This is a genomic window from Streptococcus sp. HMSC077F03, from assembly GCF_001812375.1.
GTDB classification, from domain to species: domain Bacteria; phylum Bacillota; class Bacilli; order Lactobacillales; family Streptococcaceae; genus Streptococcus; species Streptococcus oralis_S.
The window spans coordinates 500-16,985 of sequence record NZ_KV808793.1 but is presented as its reverse complement, the minus strand read 5'-3'; the positions used below and the strand labels follow the sequence as shown (position 1 = coordinate 16,985).

Here is a 16,486-nt window from a genome sequence, read left to right as displayed (position 1 = left end):
AAAACGATAACCACTTTTCAGTAGTTATCGTTGATTTCTTTTGATTAGTCTTTCCAACCAAGTTTGCTGTTGATAGTCATCATGATGCTGGCTATCTTCTCACCCCAGTAAGGATCAGAAGCATAGCGAACATTCATCCCGGTTGCTTTATTTCCAAGGTGGTCTCTGCCATAGTCGATGTAGTTCTCACGGATCCACTTGGCCGCTCCGAGAATTCCTTTGTCCACATTATCAAAGCTCTTGGCTGAGAGATATGGGCTCGTATCATAAGCAGCAATACCAAAGAAGTTGTTCTTATCTCTGGCAATTTGACTACGTCCCCACGCACTTTCAAGAGCGCTATGTGCCATCAAGTAAAGGGCATTGACACCGTAGCGTTCCTCAGCTTCTTTGAAAGTCGCTCCTTTACCTGCTAGAGGACTATCCTGCAAGTTCATCATCGAATACAGTTTATCCAATTCAGCTGCACTATAATTACTTGGTTCTCTTAAGTTTTTATAGAGGAAAGGATTTTTAATGGTAAAGCCATCAAAGTGCTCTCCATCAGTTGAGTAGTACTTCTTACCAATAACCATAGCAGAGGTGTGTGGAGCTACTTTGATACTCGTATATGGAGAGAGTTCATGGTAGAGGAATTTCCCATCACTAGTATAATGAGGGATAAACTCGCTACCTTCATCTACTGCTGTCAAATCACTTTGATTCATATAGCCAGACAAGCCAGAAATCGAAACTGCAAGTCGGCCGCCTTTTCGCGTCGAGCTATCCAGTGAAACAATGCTTCCTTGGTTAATGTAACTCAAGATTTCTCCAGATGCACTATAGACATAGGCAGTGATTGGTTTAACTTTGTAATATTTGGTTTTATCCGCAACATGCCATCTACCAGAAGCATCCAAGGTATGACCATCCACAGTTTCATTTTTTGCCATATAACCGCCTGATTTAAGGTAATACCATGATTGGTCGGATGAATCGTAGATTAATTCTTTCTCAGCCATCTTTCCATTTGACTTGAGGTAGAACCAGTTGTTCTTGTACCATACCCACTCACTCGCAGCCATATAACCACCAGATTTGAGATAGTAGTAACCATTATCCCAGAGCCATTCTTTATTGGCATAATTTCCATCAGAGTTGATATAGAACCAAGAGTTATAATTCTTGTCAAAGAGCCACCCTTTGCCAGCTTTTGCTCCACTGCTCGTCACATAACTGCGGTCAATCCAAGTTTCCATAGAGAGGTAGCCGCCTGATTTGAAATGGTAATCCTTGCCTTTGATGGTTTGCCAACCTTTTTCAGCATAGGTTCCGTCAGCTTTCAAGTAAAACCAAGAGTTATAATTCTTGTCAAAGAGCCATTCCGATTTCAATTTAGCTCCACTCTTCGCAACATAGAAGCGATCTATCCAGCGCTCGGTAGAAAGATAACCGCCTGATTTGAAATGGTAATCTTTTTCTTTAATCGTTTCCCAGCCTTTTTCGGCATAGGTTCCGTCAGCTTTCAAGTAAAACCAAGAGTTATAATTCTTGTCAAAGAGCCATTCCGATTTCAATTTAGCTCCACTCTTCGCAACATAGAAGCGATCAATCCAACGTTCAGTAGAAAGATAACCGCCTGATTTAAAATGGTAGTCCTTCCCATCTATAGTTAACCACCTATTTTCAGCATAGGTACCATCTTGTTGAAGGTAGAACCAACTGCTATAGTTGTCATCATAAATCCAGGCTTGTTTAACCTTATTACCATTTTCTGATATATAGCTTTTACCAAGCCAAGCATTTTTCAGCATTTTACCTTGTGAATTGATGTAGTACTGGTTCTCACCTTGAGTGATCCACTCATCTTTGGCCATTTTCCCGTCTTCTTTAAGGTAATATTTTTCTTGACCTTGTTGAATCCATTCTTTTTGAGCTTTCTGACCATCAGACTTTAGATAATACCAGGATTCTTTTTCCTGATTAAATACCCACTGTTCCTTTGCTTTAGCACCACTTTCAGTCACATAGTACTGGCCAACCCACGTTTTCGTAGCTAATTTTCCAGCTTCGTTAAAATAGTAATCTTTACCACCAACTGTCAACCAGCCATTTTCTGCACGTTGACCATTATCTTTAAGATAAAACCAGTTCTGATGCGTTTGGTCAAAAAGCCATTGCTTGGTTGCTGGTTTCCCGTCTGCTTTGAGGTAGGTCTTTCCTTGCCAAGTCCCCTCTTCTGCTTTTGCTGTCTCCACTACAGTAAAAAAACACCCCAATAAGCCAGCACTTACTAGGGCCACTTTCCATCGTTTCATTTAAATGCTCCAATAACGTTTTCTAAACCCTATTGTAACATAGTTAATCGACGGAAATATTACAAATTGATGAAGATTCTATTTCTTGTTGACGATAAGGAAGACCTAGCTTATCTCAGATTGGCTTTGACTTCCTGACGGAGATTTTCTAGACTGCTAATGCCGTATTTATCCATGACTTTTGGTAAATTTTCAATAATATCAGGACAGGCATATGGATTGGTAAAATTGGCTGTTCCAACTCCGATAGCAGAGGCACCAGCCAGATACATTTCTAGCGCTGCTTCAGCAGAATCCACTCCTCCCATTCCAATGATGGGAAGGTCGGTTGTTTGGGCGACTTGGCGGATGAGTTTGAGGGCTACTGGAAAGACTGCTGGTCCAGACATTCCACCTGTTCCATTGGCTAGGATTGGTTTTCTGGTTTTAAGGTCAAAGCGCATACCGACAAGGGTATTGATCATGGTTAGGCCACTTGCCCCTGCATCTTCTGCGGCTTTGGCGATGGTGACAACATCCGTTACACTAGGGGTTAATTTAACATAAACTGGCACATCAGAGGCTTCCACAGCTGCCTTTACCACTTCATAAGCCAAGTCAGGATCTTGCCCAATCAAAAGTCCATGATTGCCGTGATCCACATTCGGACAAGAGATATTGAGCTCGATAGCTTTTACATTTGTAGCCTTGGAAATCCCCTGAGAAACGGCAGCGTACTCTTGTTTTGAAAAGCCTGCTACATTGGCGATGATGGGAAGCGAAGGATATTCTCTTTCCAGCCAAGGCAACTTTTCAGCTAAAACAGCTTCTAAACCTGGATTTTGTAAACCGATTGCATTGAGCATACCTGCAGGCGTTTCTGCCACCCTGGGAGTAGGATTCCCAAAACGGGGTTCAAGTGTCGTCGCCTTGATCATAATGGAGCCTAAAAGGTCTAAATCATAGTATTTGGCATACTCTTGGCCGAAACCAAAACAGCCTGATGCTGGAATGATGGGATTTTTCAAATCCAAGCCCGGTAGAGAAACTTGTAAACGTTTGTTAGTCATGACTTTCTCCTTATAATACAACTGTTCCTGTGCGAAAAACAGGGCCATCTTCACAGACGCGTTGGCTGACGGTCTCACTATCTGGCACTTTTAGAACGCAGGCATAGCAAGCTCCCATCCCACAAGCCATACGAGATTCTAGAGATAGATAGGCTCTTGGATGATCATAAAAGGTTTGATTGATATACTTCATCATTCCCGGAGCACCACATGAGTAAACCGCATCAAATTGACTGTCTAAATCATTGATAACAACAGAAACATTTCCCTTGATGCCATAAGAACCATCATCTGTCGTTACAAAGACCTGACCATATCGGGCCAATTCGGTTTCGAGAATAACAGCATCCTTAGTCGCAAAACCGAGGACTGTCACTACTGTCACCCCACGCGCATGCAATTCCTTGGCTACTTCTAGCAAGGGTGGAACACCAATCCCACCACCAACGAGGAGGACTTGACTCTGGTCGTCTAGGTCAGACAAGTCAAAACCATTTCCCTGAGGTCCCATCACATCAAGAGTATCTCCCTGACTTAAGGTTGAAAAAATAGCTGTCCCAGCCCCCTCAATCCGATAAATAAGGTGACACTGCTTGTTTGCTTTGTCAATAGACGAAATTGAAATAGGGCGGCGCAAGAGATGGGCGTCATCAGGCACACGCAGATGAAGAAATTGGCCGGCTCGCATGGCTTCAACCATCTCCCCTTCTAGGACTAATTCAAAGATTGCTGGCGCAATTTCCTCTTGTGCGACCACCTTCATGGTTTCCAAACGAATGGCACCCAAACGCTTCTTACATGTGGGATTCATGACTTTTCCTCCTTAAATTTAAGGGGACCAGATAAAGAAAAGGCCTTGCTAATGCAAGGCCTCAGTTGGGTTAGGCTAGAACTCATGCGCACACTTAAAAAGTCTCCACAGAGAGTCCCCTTATCCCTTTTATCTGACACCTTGTGAGTCTCTCTGGACTCCCCTTAAAGGTTAAATTTGTATTAGTATACTCTTTCAAAGAAAAAAAGTCAAGTAGAAAACGAACATTCTACTTGACTTCACTGGATTATTTTTCACGAATGACTTCGACCTTGTAACCGTCAGGATCCTTGACAAAGTAATAGTTTGGTTGAGTTCCTGGAAGTCCATTAGGAGCTGTCACCTCATAGCCTTTAGCGCTATGTTCTTGATGTAGGGCCTCAAGGTCAGGTGTACTGAGGGCGATATGGGCGAAGCCATCTCCTACCACGTAAGGACCGTGATCATAGTTATAGGTCAACTCCAACTCATAGTCATCCCCCTCAAGTCCTAGATAGACAATGGTGAAAGCATGATCTGGAAAATCTCTGCGACGCAATTCTTTAAATCCAAAAGCATCTTGATAAAAAGCGATTGATTTTTCAAGGTTTTCTACTCGCAAGCAAGTGTGTAGCATTTTTGAAGCCATTTTCATTACCTCTTTCGTTTTAATAGTTCTATTATACCTTTATTCAGGAAAATTTACTAGAAACTTGAACCAGAGTCCTCTTCTCTACGCTTTCATTCTAAGCAGCACTTTTACGATTTTCCTTGCGTATATTGCGAATAAGGAAAAGCATGATCAGGACAAAAAGTCCCTCGAGGAAGTAGAACGTAAATTCGCTGTTCATGATTAGTAAGTCTTTGTAATGATAGTTATTACCGAAAACTGAATTTGGTGCAAATAGGATTCGGAACAGTCTTCTTAGGAAAATAAAGATCTGCAATCCATAAATCATAAAGACCTTCTTCACACCAATCATGAAGCCTTGTTCCTTTGTAAAATAAGATAAGGCAATTCCATTTAACAAGAGGATAACAGTTATAGCCAGTGTTTCATTTCGTAGAATAGTTGGATCAAAGATATCTAAACGGCTGTGAATATATGGCAACGTTTGAAAGAGTAGGATTCCCAAGATTGCTGGTATGAAAATTTTCTTCAGAGATGGTGGAAATCCAGGACTGAATCTTGTAAAAGACAAGCAAATCACAAGGATTGCAAAAATATGGAAGTAGGCTGTTGCAACTCCTGAAATAGTCTGGCTTTGATTTACCAAAGCAGAAAGAAAACCAGCAGAAAGAAAGATACCGATAGGAATCAGCTTCTCCAAAGAATAATCCCACTTCAGCCCCTGACTCACTTGGAAACCATCGATGAAGCTGAAAAATGTAATGAACATAAGGGCACCAATGAGACCAAATGGTAAGGATGGAATGACGAGGATTAATAACAAGATTAATAGGAACCATGGATGAGGACTGTAGTAGAATTTCCGTTTTTCTCCTCTAGCAGTCACTCCCTCCTCAATCGGTGTTTTCCTTAATTTTAGCATATAGACGTAAAAGAGTGAAAACATGCCCGCATGAACCCATGAATTATAACCAGGTCGCTCTATAATACTGAGTAGCAAACATACAATCGTAAAGAGACCAGAGAAAATCTGAAGAAACTTATTATTAAATACCTGTCTTTTTTTCCAATCCAAATAAGAGAGCTTGGCCTTTGGATGACTAAGTTCATAAGCATAAGCTGTCATCTCTTCTAGTTTCTGGTCTGTCTCCTCCGTCATCATTTGGGGAGCCATTTTAGAAGTAGGAAAAGGAGCCAAAACATATCTCAAGAGCTTGCCATCTGTAAACCGATGGTACTCCTTATAGATTTGTTGAAGCAAAATCGTTAGAATGCGTGGTCTTCCTTTAAAGTAGCTTCTCCACTTTTCCCAATCATTGATATCTTCATCGCTCTTGGTGAGCTTATCTATATAAAGATAACCTTCATTGTACCAGTAATCAAAATTTTCTTTTTTGTTAAGTGCATACTCCTCTACCACTGAAGGATAAGAATGGATACTCTTCCAGAAATGAAGTTTCTTCAGGTAAGGATTTGATTCCTCATCACTATAACGCTCCACAAATTGGAAAACAAGGGCTAACACTTTCGCATTGGTTAAAGGATAGACGTCCACCTTTTCTAACAAATCAAGTAGGAGCGTGTGATCTTTGACTGATTCAAAAAGGTATTGCCAATCACGTAACAGTTTATACTCGTCTTCATAGTGAGCATGGAGCAACTCATAGAAGGCTGCCTCAACTTCATCCGGATTATCTAGAGTGTAATGACTAAAGTCAACGTTTTCTCCCAGCTCCTCTTTTACTTCCTCTAAGTAATCAGCCAAGTCGTTCAAGAGTGGATAATCCTCTTCAAATATGACTTGTCGGTTTTTTTCCAGGATATAGGTTAAAACGGGCACACTCTTGATTATCTGACGATTCTGATTTACTTGATCTAAGACCATAAAGGCCAAATAAGGGTGCTTGAAAAACTCTATCCAGGAGCTCAATTGATTTGCTTTGTTAAAATCTTGGAGAATTTCTTGGCAAAGTTGATAAGAATAATAGAATTCTTCAGTGGCTTCATGTGCGCTTTCAAGCGAACTGCCTTCCTCTTCTGCTATAGCTCTTTTAACTTTCCAATACTTCAATTTATAGTAATAGCCCCAGTGTCGGAAGTCAGGTATATAATCTTCCAGCAAGGGAATGAGGATAGAGAATTGCTCTGGTTTATTAAAAATATAAACATCCATTTCCTCTAAAACGGATTGAACAATGTCCATATCATACTGATACTGATGAAAGAACTGACGCCATAGATGCTCTTGTTCCTCTTGGTTATAACCGTCATTTCCAACAATACTTTCAATCGCATTTCGAATCAGATAAGTTTCTTCATTATAACCACTAAAGTCAAGAGTAGACCTTGTTATTCCTTCTTGCCCTTGGTTCTCTTCGTCACCAAACGTTTCAAAGTTGAGGGTATTCTTAGCTCTTTCTTCAGAATCTCCATTTAGCTGAACTTCCTCATCATAGTCACTAAAGTCAAGGGTGGACTTTTGCTCATTCTCTTCTGCTTTAAAGGTTTCAAAGTTAAAGGAATCGCTGGTTTTATCAGTCGATTGCTGATAATCACTGAAATCAAGACCAGATCTTTCAGACTCTTCGTTCTCAGTCTTCGTTTTTTCAGTCAAGTTTTCAAAGTTGAGACTAGAGTTAGGTTTTTCATTCGCCTCTTCTTCAAGTTCAGTAGCTTCTTGAGAGTCACTCGCTTTTCTTAGACTATTTTCTGGTCTTGTATTTTTATATCTCGCATAAGTCAAGGCTTTTTGGTAAGCTTCAACAATTTCTTGGTAAATTTCTGGTTGGTCTTCTGGGTGATAGAGCCGAACCAGTTCAGCATAACGCCTTCTAATAAGCTTGACGTCAGTCGTTGGCTCTATCCCTAAAGTTTCCCATATATTCATAAGGTCTCCTCTTTTACAGTCCTCGCTCTAGGAAGTCTAGATAGTTTGAAAATGATTGATAGAGTTTTGGCAAATGATACATAGATGCTTGGCTGACCTCTTCTTCAAATCGTCTTGTTTCAGCCATTAGCTCATCTCTTCTTCTCCCCAAGAGCATACTGTACACGCGATTCGCTTTTTCAATCAAGAAGCGATAAACCTCTGTTTCTTGAGCATTAATCTTATAGCGAGTCAACTCTGCTTGCTTAGCCTTGATTTCCTTTTCTGTCAGAGTAACACTATCTTGGAGAATAACATGACTAAAGACTTCCTGTGTTGAATCAATTTTCACTTCGACATCCAAAATCCCATTTAAATCATAGGTAAATCGAACTGTGAAACCTTCATTTACTCGAGTATTCACAGGGACGGGAACTTCTAATTCTCCTAGAAACAGATTTTGTGATGCCTTCATCATCTCACCTTGATAGACCTTTATCTTGACTTGACTCTGTCCCAATTCAGCCGTATAGTACTGTTCGATGCGTGAAGCAGGCAGGGTAGAATTTCGCTCAATAATCGGCGAAAAGCGGTCACCAACTATTTCTATCCCCAGTGTAAAAGGGCAAATATCAGACAGTAATAAATCTCGTATCTCACCCTGGCGTTCTTTGATTCCTGCTAAAAGGGCACAACCTCGCGCAATCATCCGATCGGGATCATCAGATACCTGCACCATTTGATTGATACAGTAGGATAAAAAGTCCTGAACCAAGCGGAGTTTCGAAGTCCCACCAACAAGAACAAAATTATCAGAAGACACATAGCTATAGCGTGCGTCCATCAAGGCACGGTCCAAAACAGCCTTAACACGTGCTAGCAGCGGTTGACAAAGCTCATAAAAGCGCTGGTAGCTCAAGTCTAAAGAGTATTCCTGATCTTGGTCCATCACTGTCATCTTCACTTCTTCTTTATCATTCAGTTCCAGCTTTGTCTTTTCAGCCTGTACCAAAATTTTGCTATAAAATTCACGGGAAATAGTATCCTTGGTTAATTGATTGGAGACTAAAAATTCCTCAGCAATAGCCGCAGTAAAGTCTTCTCCCCCCAAGCGATTGTCCCCTGCGATTGACACGATTTCAACGATATTATCAAAAAGCTCCACAACTGAAATGTCTAGAGTTCCACCACCAAAATCGACTACAATAAAAGATTGATCTTCCTGGTTTACCATAGATCTTTTAGCAAGAGCAGCTGCGGAAGGCTCATTGATAATCCGATCAATCTGAACTCCAGCAAATTTCCCTGCTAGTTTGGTCGCATAGCGTTGAGCATCGTTGAAATAAGCTGGTACACTGACAATCACTTCCTCGACCTTTTCTCCAAGATAGGTCTCTGCATCGTCTACCAACTTTCGAATGATAAAAGAGCTTAATTCTTCAGCCTTATATGCTCGATTTCCTAGGGTCAACTCATGTTTAGTCCCCATAAAACGCTTGAATTGTGAAACCGTCTTATCTGGGTGAGTCACCAAGCGTTCCTTGGCAATTTTTCCAACTATAATCTCATCATTGTCATCTAAAGCCACAACAGATGGAGTCAAATACTCACCAAAAGCATTGGGAATCAGCTTGATTTGACCATCTTGATAAACCCCCACTAAAGAATTAGTCGTTCCTAAATCAATACCTACTATCATCTTCTTCTAACTCCAAATCTTTTTTAGATATACCTATTATACAGGAAATATCCTATTTTCTTTGAAAAAATCTGTGATTTACTCTTTAAAATCGAAAATCGTTTAAGGAAAATAAAAAAGTTTCACCCTACTCCTGCGGTAAAAACCACGAGAGTAAGAATGAAACAGTTGTCATTATTTACCAAGTTTTGCTTTAGCTGCATCTGCAAGAGCTGTGAAAGCTGCTGCATCGTTAACAGCCAAGTCAGCAAGCATTTTACGGTTAACTTCGATTTCAGCCAATTTCAAACCATGCATCAATTGTGAGTATGAAAGTCCGTTCAAACGAGCTGCCGCATTGATACGAGTGATCCACAATTTACGGAAGTCACGTTTTTTCTGACGACGGTCACGGTATGCATAGTAGTAAGAGTTCATTACTTGTTCTTTTGCAGTACGGAACAAGATGTGTTTAGCTCCATAGTAACCTTTTGCTAATTTAAGAATACGTTTACGACGTTTGCGTGATACAACGCCACCTTTAACACGTGCCATGTTTTATTTCCTCCAAATATTTCCTAGAATTGTTTACTTACTGTTAGGCTATTATTTCAAGCGAGTAAGCATTGCTTTGATACGTTTGAAATCTCCTGAATGCACCATAGATGCTTTACGAAGATGACGACGTTGTTTCTTAGTTTTTCCGTGGAAACGGTGAGAAGTGTAAGCACGGAAACGTTTAAGTCCACCAGAACCTGTACGTTTGAAACGTTTAGCTGATGCGCGGTGTGTTTTTTGTTTTGGCATGATTTTTTCTCCTTTATTTAACTTTCTGACAATTATTTTTTGTCAGTTGCTGGCGCCAACTGCATGAACATTTGGCGTCCATCCATCTTAGCTCGTTGTTCGATGATCGCAATATCTTGTGTTGCTTCAGCAAACTCGGCTAAAACTTTTGCACCAATCTCTTTATGGGTGATCATACGCCCTTTAAAGCGAATGGATACCTTAACTTTATTTCCTTTTTCAAGGAACTTGCGTGCATTGCGAAGTTTTGTGTCAAAGTCACCCTTGTCAATAGTTGGACTCAGACGAACTTCTTTCACAGTAACAACACTTTGTTTTTTACGTTGTTCTTTTTGCTTTTTCTGGTACTCAAATTTGAACTTACCGTAGTCCATAATTTTAGCAACAGGTGGTTTTGCTTGGGGTTGAATCAATACTAAGTCAACATTTGCACTATCAGCCAATGCTTGCGCTTCGCTGAGTGGCTTGATGCCTAGCTGTTCTCCCTCAAGACCGATCAAGCGAACTTCACGTACACGAATTTCATCATTGATGAATAAGTCTTGCTTTGCTATGGTTTTCACCTCTTTTTTATTATTAGAGAAAAACAATAGCGGACTCGTAATGATACAAGCCCGCACGTTATGATAGCGTTTCTTAGAAACTTTTCATCCGTAGGGCCAGGCAACTTGATGTCACAAGGCGAGAAGCTCTCACTTCTGCTTTTCTCAACTTTTATATGATACCAAGTTTTCTATTCCTTGTCAAGATAAAAAGTTATTTTTTCAAAAAAGTTTATCTATTTTATCTCACCGTTTCCATTCGCCAACTATTCCATCCTTTAAAGCGAATGGCTCCTTGCTGGTCAGTTCGGTAAACTTTGCTATTGATATTTTCAATTCGTGTCAAGGTTTCCTGATGGGGGAGTTTGGCACGATTGTTCTTGCCCACTGAAATGAGAGTAAGCTCTGGTTTGAGCTTCTCTAAAAAAGCTGGGCTAGATGAAGTCTTTGAACCATGTTGACCTGCCTTCAAGATATCCAACTCTAAGGTAGGGTATTGCTTTAAAAGTTCCTTCTCTCCCTTCTCCTTCAAGTTTCCAGTAAAGAGAAAGTGCTTATCCAAAAGTTTTCCATAAAGAACCAGAGAATCATCACGATCCCCATCTCCAATCTTCCTTGGAGATAGGACTTCTAAGTAACTGCCAAAAATCGGTAAATTCTCCCCTGCTGTCACACTGCGCACCTTAGTTTGACTTGCTTCTAGTTCCGCTACAAATTCCTTCTGTGTCAGACTTCCTTTTGATACTAAAATCTCTCCAACATGGAAAGCCTTGGTCACCTCCAGTAAATCACCAACATGTTCCTTGTCTGTATTGGTCAAAATCAGCTGGTCAATCTTATCTACTCCTCGACTTTTAAGATAAGGAATCAAGGTTCTCTGGGCATTGCTGGTCGTCGCCTTTTCTTGCCAAGCCTCGATTTTCTTATCAGATTCTGCCTTACCACCTACATCTATGAGAATGGTTTTACCAGTTACATCCCGTAGGAAAATACTCTCCCCTTGCCCAACATCTAGCATGGTAATTTCATTTTCAAGTGGATGCTTGGTCAAGAAAAAGAGCCCCACAATAAAAAGACTGACTCCTGCTAGTCTTTTGATGTTTTTCCTCATGTCATAGACCAAGGCTAATGAAACTAACAGTAGAATCAACAGCCATGCGTTGGGTTGACCAAAGACCAGGGGCCTACTTGCCAGCTGCGATAGCAAGCGAATGACGCCCTCCAACCACTCAAAGACAAAGTTAAACTGAGTGACTGGGTAAACGAAGGACAGAATGAATAAGATGGACAAAAGCGGCAAGAAGACCACATCAAACAGAAAGGAAAAGACAAAGGTCAAAAGGATAGACCAAGGCTGAAATTCTGCAAAATAAAAGGATAGAATGGGCAATATTCCCAAAGAAATGACCAAACTTTCTCTGGCAACAGCCTTGATCCCATCGCCTTCTTTGCTGGTCATGGTCAAGATAAAAGCATAAGCGCAGGACAAGACTCCTCCTGCAGTTAGGAAAAAGTTTGGCATAATGATAAAAAGGACAAGGACCGTCAAGGCAAAATTATCCAAGCCCTTAATACCATGTTGTGCTAGTAACTTTTGCAAGAGACTGCGAATAACAGATGCTGAAAATCCTGTCAGACCTGCATAGATAAGAGAAAAGGGATAAGTTAGCCACTTCAACTTTTCTTGAGTTAAGCCCAATCGCAAGAGGAGTTTCTTAAAGGCATCCATGAAAAAGCCTACCTGCATACCCGACAAGGCAAAGAGATGGATAATTCCAAGACTGGAATAGAGCTCATTCATCTCCTCAAAGTCCGTGTCCAAATGTCCTAAAAGAAGACCTGTCATATAATTGCGCATAGGATCTGGAAAGTGCATCTTGATCCAAACTACAGCCTTTCGACGTAAACTGGACAGATTTTCTCCTATATCCCAACTGCTAATCTTTCTCATTGACTGGATACTCTTGATAGTCAAAGTTTGGTAAATCCCCTGAGTTTTCAGATAGGCTTGGTAGTCAAAGCCACCAAAATTCCTCTGACCTTCAGGCTCTGAAAGTTTTCCTTCTATCTCTATCTCGTGAAGGTCTGTTAAGGCCTGAAAGAGCTCTTTCTCCTCCTCAGACTGGAGTTTATAGTAAACTTGGAAGGTGCGACCCTCAGCCTTGCCCCGAAAGGACAGACTGTCTCCATTGACTTTGATGGTATCTGGTAAAATCCGTACCCTTTCAACAGAATCCACTAGGTTTTGATTAGCTTGTGTCTGTTGCCAAGTTTGAAACAAAAACCAAAAACCAAAAACTCCACAAAACGCTAGAACTTTACCGGCCGATTTCCAAGGAAATTGGAAAAAGAGACAGACAAGCAAAAAAACAAAACCTAGCAGTGCGAGATAGGACACTCCAAAAATGGCATAGTAAAGCCAGAGCAACAGGAAACTCAGATAGATTAGGGGGATAGGGAAATTCTTAATCCACTGTAACATAGTCTTTTAGCTTTTCTATGGTCTTAGCGCCAATACCAGAAACCTTCTTTAATTCATCAACCGACTTGAACTTGCCATTTGCCTCACGATGGTCGATAATATCCTGGGCTCGTTTGCCACCAAGTCCTTTGACCTGCTTGAGTTCTTCCAGACTGGCCTTGTTGAGATTGACCTTCTTTTCCTTGCTCGTCGAAGAGGCCGTCCCAGAAGCAGTCTGTTGACTAGCTACTTCTTCTCCCTTAGTTGGAACGTAAACCAGAGCTTCATCACTAACTTTCTGAGCTAGATTGAGCGATTTGCTGTCTGCTTGCTCTGTCAAGCCACCCGCCTTTTGAACAGCATCATTGACACGACTACCTACTGGCAAGTCATAAATCCCTGGCGATTTAACAGCACCTTTGACATCTACTGTTATCAGATCTTGTTCAGGAGATTCTTCCTTCTCTTCCTTGTTCACTTCTTTTTCAGACGATGAATCCTTTGAAACAGCTGCGACTTCAGCCTGCAAATTTGTTTCTTTCACAGATGTTTGTGAAGTTGGTTTTAACAGGAAAAATCCGCCTAAGGCTAAACCCAAACCAGCACAGATGACAATGATTTTATACTCTTTGATTTTTTCGATAATGACTTCCATATTTTCTCCTCTCTTAAGTTATTCGTAAGTGAAAGAAAAAAACAGCTGAAAAATCTTTTCAACTGCTTATTTATTTTCAAAATAGTCTTCCTTAGTCAAGACATAATGAACTCTTGTGATAATTCGACCTGGTTCTTTATTATCCATTTTGGCATAGGGTTCTTCGTGGGAAAAACGCATACCTGATTTCTCCATGACCTTTCCTGATGCGGGATTGTCTTTATCGTGAAGAGCGGTCAACTTGTTCATTCCAATCTTCTCAAAAGCCAGCTCAATCACGGAACGATTGGCTTCTGTCGTCAATCCTTGATTCCAATACTTTTGGTTGATAATGTAACCAATAGCTGCCTTCTTAAGAACAGGATCAATCTTGTGCAAGTCAATGGTTCCGATAAACTGACCAGTGCTTTTTAGTTCAATTCCCCACCGTCCCAAGGGATTAGCCAAGTATAACTGAGAGATGTTGTTCTTGGTCTCTTCTAGGCTTTGATTTGTTGGAAAAGTGTAGCGTGTATTTTCTCTGTCTGAGGCATACTCAAACATAGCTTCTGCATCGTCCAAGGTTACAGGTCGGAGCAATAAACGCTCCGTTTCTATAGATGGATACTGGGCAAATTTCACAAATATTGATTCCATACTTTTCCCTCCATTAGAGCTTGATTCTCACTAGTCTAGCATAAATAAATTTGGATGACAAGTTTTTCTTGATTTTTGAAGCGGTTTCATATACAATAAAACCATCACATTTCTGATTTATGAACTGGAATGTGACAACTAAAACAATCCCGTCAATTGAAAGGTAGGTTATCTCTATGTTAATCGGAATCCCAAAAGAAATTAAAAATAACGAAAACCGCGTTGCCCTCACTCCTGCTGGCGTCCATAGTTTAGTCAGTCGCGGGCATCGTGTCCTCATCGAATCAAATGCTGGTCTCGGTTCAGGATTTACTGATGCGGACTATCAAAAGCAAGGAGCTGAGATTGTCGCTACTGCTGCAGAAGCCTGGGCTGCCGAGTTAGTCGTGAAAGTAAAAGAACCACTAGCTTCTGAATACGGTTATTTGCGCGACGATCTTCTCCTCTTCACCTACTTGCACATGGCCGCTGCACCAGAATTAGCAGATGCTATGTTAGCAGCAAAAACAACAGGAATTGCCTATGAAACTGTTCGTGACAATCAAGGACAACTACCGCTCCTCGTTCCTATGAGTGAGGTTGCAGGTCGTATGTCTGTTCAAATCGGAGCTCACTTCCTTACTAAGCAAGCTGGTGGCTCTGGTGTTTTACTTGGTGGTGTACCAGGTGTTCCAAAAGGAAAAGTAACCATCATCGGTGGTGGTGTCGTCGGTACACATGCTGCCCGCATCGCCCTTGGTCTTGGTGCTCAAGTGACTATTTTAGATATCAGTGCGAAGCGTCTCTCGGTACTAGAAGAAGTCTTTGGAAACCAAATTCAAACTCTTATGTCTAATTCATTCAACATCGAAGCAAGTGTGAGAGATGCTGATGTGGTGATTGGTGCAGTTCTCATCCCTGGTGCCAAAGCACCGAAATTGGTGACAGATGAGATGGTCAAACAAATGCGTCCAGGCTCTGTCATTGTTGACGTTGCCGTTGACCAAGGTGGCGTTATCGAGACAGCTGACCGTGTGACAACGCACGATGAACCTGTCTATGAAAAATACGGTGTTCTCCACTATGCCGTTGCCAATATCCCTGGTGCGGTTGCCCGTACTTCTACTATCGCCCTAACCAATGTCACTCTTCCTTATATCGAAGCTCTGGCTGGCAAAGGATTCGCACAAGCAATTGCTGAAGATGAGGGCTTGCGTCAAGGTGTGACCACTTATCAAGGTTACTTGACCAGCCTCCCAGTCGCCCAAGGCCTGGGTAGAGATTTTACTTCTATCAATGAATTGGTTTAAAAATGGTTGACCATTCTTTCAAGCTAGAATAGACTCATACTACTCTACAAACTCCATAACATGATATCGTTTCTAACAACTTATCCATAGTAATTCGTTTTAATTTATAAAGAAAGAACCCAAGAATAAATTCTGGGTTCTTTTTAGTATTTCTCGTACAAAAGATGCTTTTGTACAATTAGAGAGCCTTAGTCTTTCTTACGAAGGACAAAAGCAGCTAGACTTGCAAAGGCAAGACCGATGACTGAAAGAAGACTAGATACTGCTGTACCTGTGCTTGGTAGAGCTTTCTTATCTTGACTTGCAGTTTCTTCTTTCTTAGTGCTTTCGGCTTGGTTTCCTGTTGTTGCAGGATCCTTCTTATCACCGTTGGTTGTTGTAGAAGCTACTTTCTTAGTTCCTACTTCAACGATCTCATCTACGGCTGGAGTTGTGATTGTGTTTGATTTCTCAACACGACCTGTCTCTTTTCCATCTGTGTAAGTCACTGTATAAACAATGGTGCGAACACCTTTTTGGCCAGCTGTTTTCACTCGGCGAGTTCCTTCTGGAAGATCTGGATTTGTTACTTCCTTAGTTTGGAAAGCAACTTCTTCTGTCTTGGTCTCTTCCTTAGTCGTTACAACTGGGGCTACTACTTTCTTAGTTCCAACTTCAACAATCTCATCTACTGCTGGAGTGGTGATTGTGTTTGATTTCTCAACACGACCTGTTTCAACGCCATCTGTGTAAGTCACTGTTTCAACAATCGTACGAACACCTTTTTGGCCAGCTGTTTTCACTCG

The 16,486-nt window shown here is 41.1% G+C and carries 14 protein-coding genes and 1 other annotated feature; of the genes, 1 reads left to right on the top strand and 13 read right to left on the bottom strand.

Annotated features, from left to right (window positions below; translation table 11 throughout):
- Positions 1–44: 44 nt before the first annotated feature.
- The 12 genes from HMPREF2853_RS05310 to HMPREF2853_RS05255 form a co-directional block, all read right to left on the bottom strand.
- The gene (locus HMPREF2853_RS05310) at positions 45–2,297 is read right to left on the bottom strand and encodes a glucosaminidase domain-containing protein (RefSeq protein WP_083306893.1); all 2,253 of its coding nucleotides are present in this window, start codon (positions 2,295–2,297) and stop codon (positions 45–47) included.
- 110 nt (positions 2,298–2,407) lie between these two features.
- A complete protein-coding gene (locus HMPREF2853_RS05305; RefSeq protein ID WP_161800715.1) occupies positions 2,408–3,394 on the bottom strand; it encodes a dihydroorotate dehydrogenase in 987 nt (328 codons plus the stop codon).
- Positions 3,357–4,157, bottom strand: a complete 801-nt coding sequence (locus HMPREF2853_RS05300; RefSeq protein ID WP_001070074.1) for a dihydroorotate dehydrogenase electron transfer subunit — start codon at positions 4,155–4,157, stop codon at positions 3,357–3,359. The genes HMPREF2853_RS05305 and HMPREF2853_RS05300 overlap by 38 nt, the downstream gene beginning before the upstream one ends.
- A gap of 247 nt (positions 4,158–4,404) precedes the next feature.
- On the bottom strand, positions 4,405–4,785 hold the full coding sequence (locus tag HMPREF2853_RS05295; RefSeq protein ID WP_000157150.1) for a lactoylglutathione lyase: 381 nt from the start codon (positions 4,783–4,785) through the stop codon (positions 4,405–4,407).
- Positions 4,786–4,882: 97 nt separating this feature from the next.
- Positions 4,883–7,654 (bottom strand): J domain-containing protein, encoded by a 2,772-nt coding sequence (locus HMPREF2853_RS05290; RefSeq protein WP_001028664.1) that lies wholly within the window; start codon positions 7,652–7,654, stop codon positions 4,883–4,885.
- 13 nt (positions 7,655–7,667) lie between these two features.
- On the bottom strand, positions 7,668–9,332 hold the full coding sequence (locus HMPREF2853_RS05285) for a molecular chaperone HscC (RefSeq protein ID WP_000635022.1): 1,665 nt from the start codon (positions 9,330–9,332) through the stop codon (positions 7,668–7,670).
- 174 nt (positions 9,333–9,506) lie between these two features.
- The gene (gene rplT / locus HMPREF2853_RS05280) at positions 9,507–9,866 is read right to left on the bottom strand and encodes a 50S ribosomal protein L20 (RefSeq protein ID WP_000124830.1); all 360 of its coding nucleotides are present in this window, start codon (positions 9,864–9,866) and stop codon (positions 9,507–9,509) included.
- A 51-nt stretch (positions 9,867–9,917) separates the two neighbouring features.
- Complete coding sequence (gene rpmI / locus HMPREF2853_RS05275; RefSeq protein ID WP_001125942.1) at positions 9,918–10,118, bottom strand: 50S ribosomal protein L35; 201 nt, start codon at positions 10,116–10,118, stop codon at positions 9,918–9,920.
- A gap of 32 nt (positions 10,119–10,150) precedes the next feature.
- A complete protein-coding gene (gene infC, locus HMPREF2853_RS05270; RefSeq protein WP_000848184.1) occupies positions 10,151–10,681 on the bottom strand; it encodes a translation initiation factor IF-3 in 531 nt (176 codons plus the stop codon).
- Between the two features lie 15 nt (positions 10,682–10,696).
- Positions 10,697–10,828, bottom strand: a sequence feature (ribosomal protein L20 leader region).
- Positions 10,829–10,901: 73 nt separating this feature from the next.
- Positions 10,902–13,142 (bottom strand): DNA internalization-related competence protein ComEC/Rec2, encoded by a 2,241-nt coding sequence (locus HMPREF2853_RS05265; RefSeq protein WP_000942377.1) that lies wholly within the window; start codon positions 13,140–13,142, stop codon positions 10,902–10,904.
- Positions 13,126–13,776, bottom strand: coding sequence for a helix-hairpin-helix domain-containing protein (locus tag HMPREF2853_RS05260; protein ID WP_000452009.1), 651 nt, complete (start codon positions 13,774–13,776; stop codon positions 13,126–13,128). The genes HMPREF2853_RS05265 and HMPREF2853_RS05260 overlap by 17 nt, the downstream gene beginning before the upstream one ends.
- Positions 13,777–13,842: 66 nt before the next feature.
- Entirely contained in the window at positions 13,843–14,412 is a 570-nt protein-coding gene (locus HMPREF2853_RS05255) for a GNAT family N-acetyltransferase (RefSeq protein ID WP_000443757.1), read from the bottom strand.
- Positions 14,413–14,588: 176 nt separating this feature from the next.
- Here HMPREF2853_RS05255 and ald point away from each other — a divergent pair, with 176 nt between their 5' ends.
- Positions 14,589–15,701 (top strand): alanine dehydrogenase, encoded by a 1,113-nt coding sequence (gene ald, locus HMPREF2853_RS05250; protein ID WP_070535161.1) that lies wholly within the window; start codon positions 14,589–14,591, stop codon positions 15,699–15,701.
- A 188-nt stretch (positions 15,702–15,889) separates the two neighbouring features.
- On the opposite strand, the gene HMPREF2853_RS10075 is transcribed toward ald, so the two are convergent.
- On the bottom strand, positions 15,890–16,486 hold a 597-nt coding region (locus tag HMPREF2853_RS10075), incomplete at its 5' end, for a G5 domain-containing protein (RefSeq protein WP_261674238.1).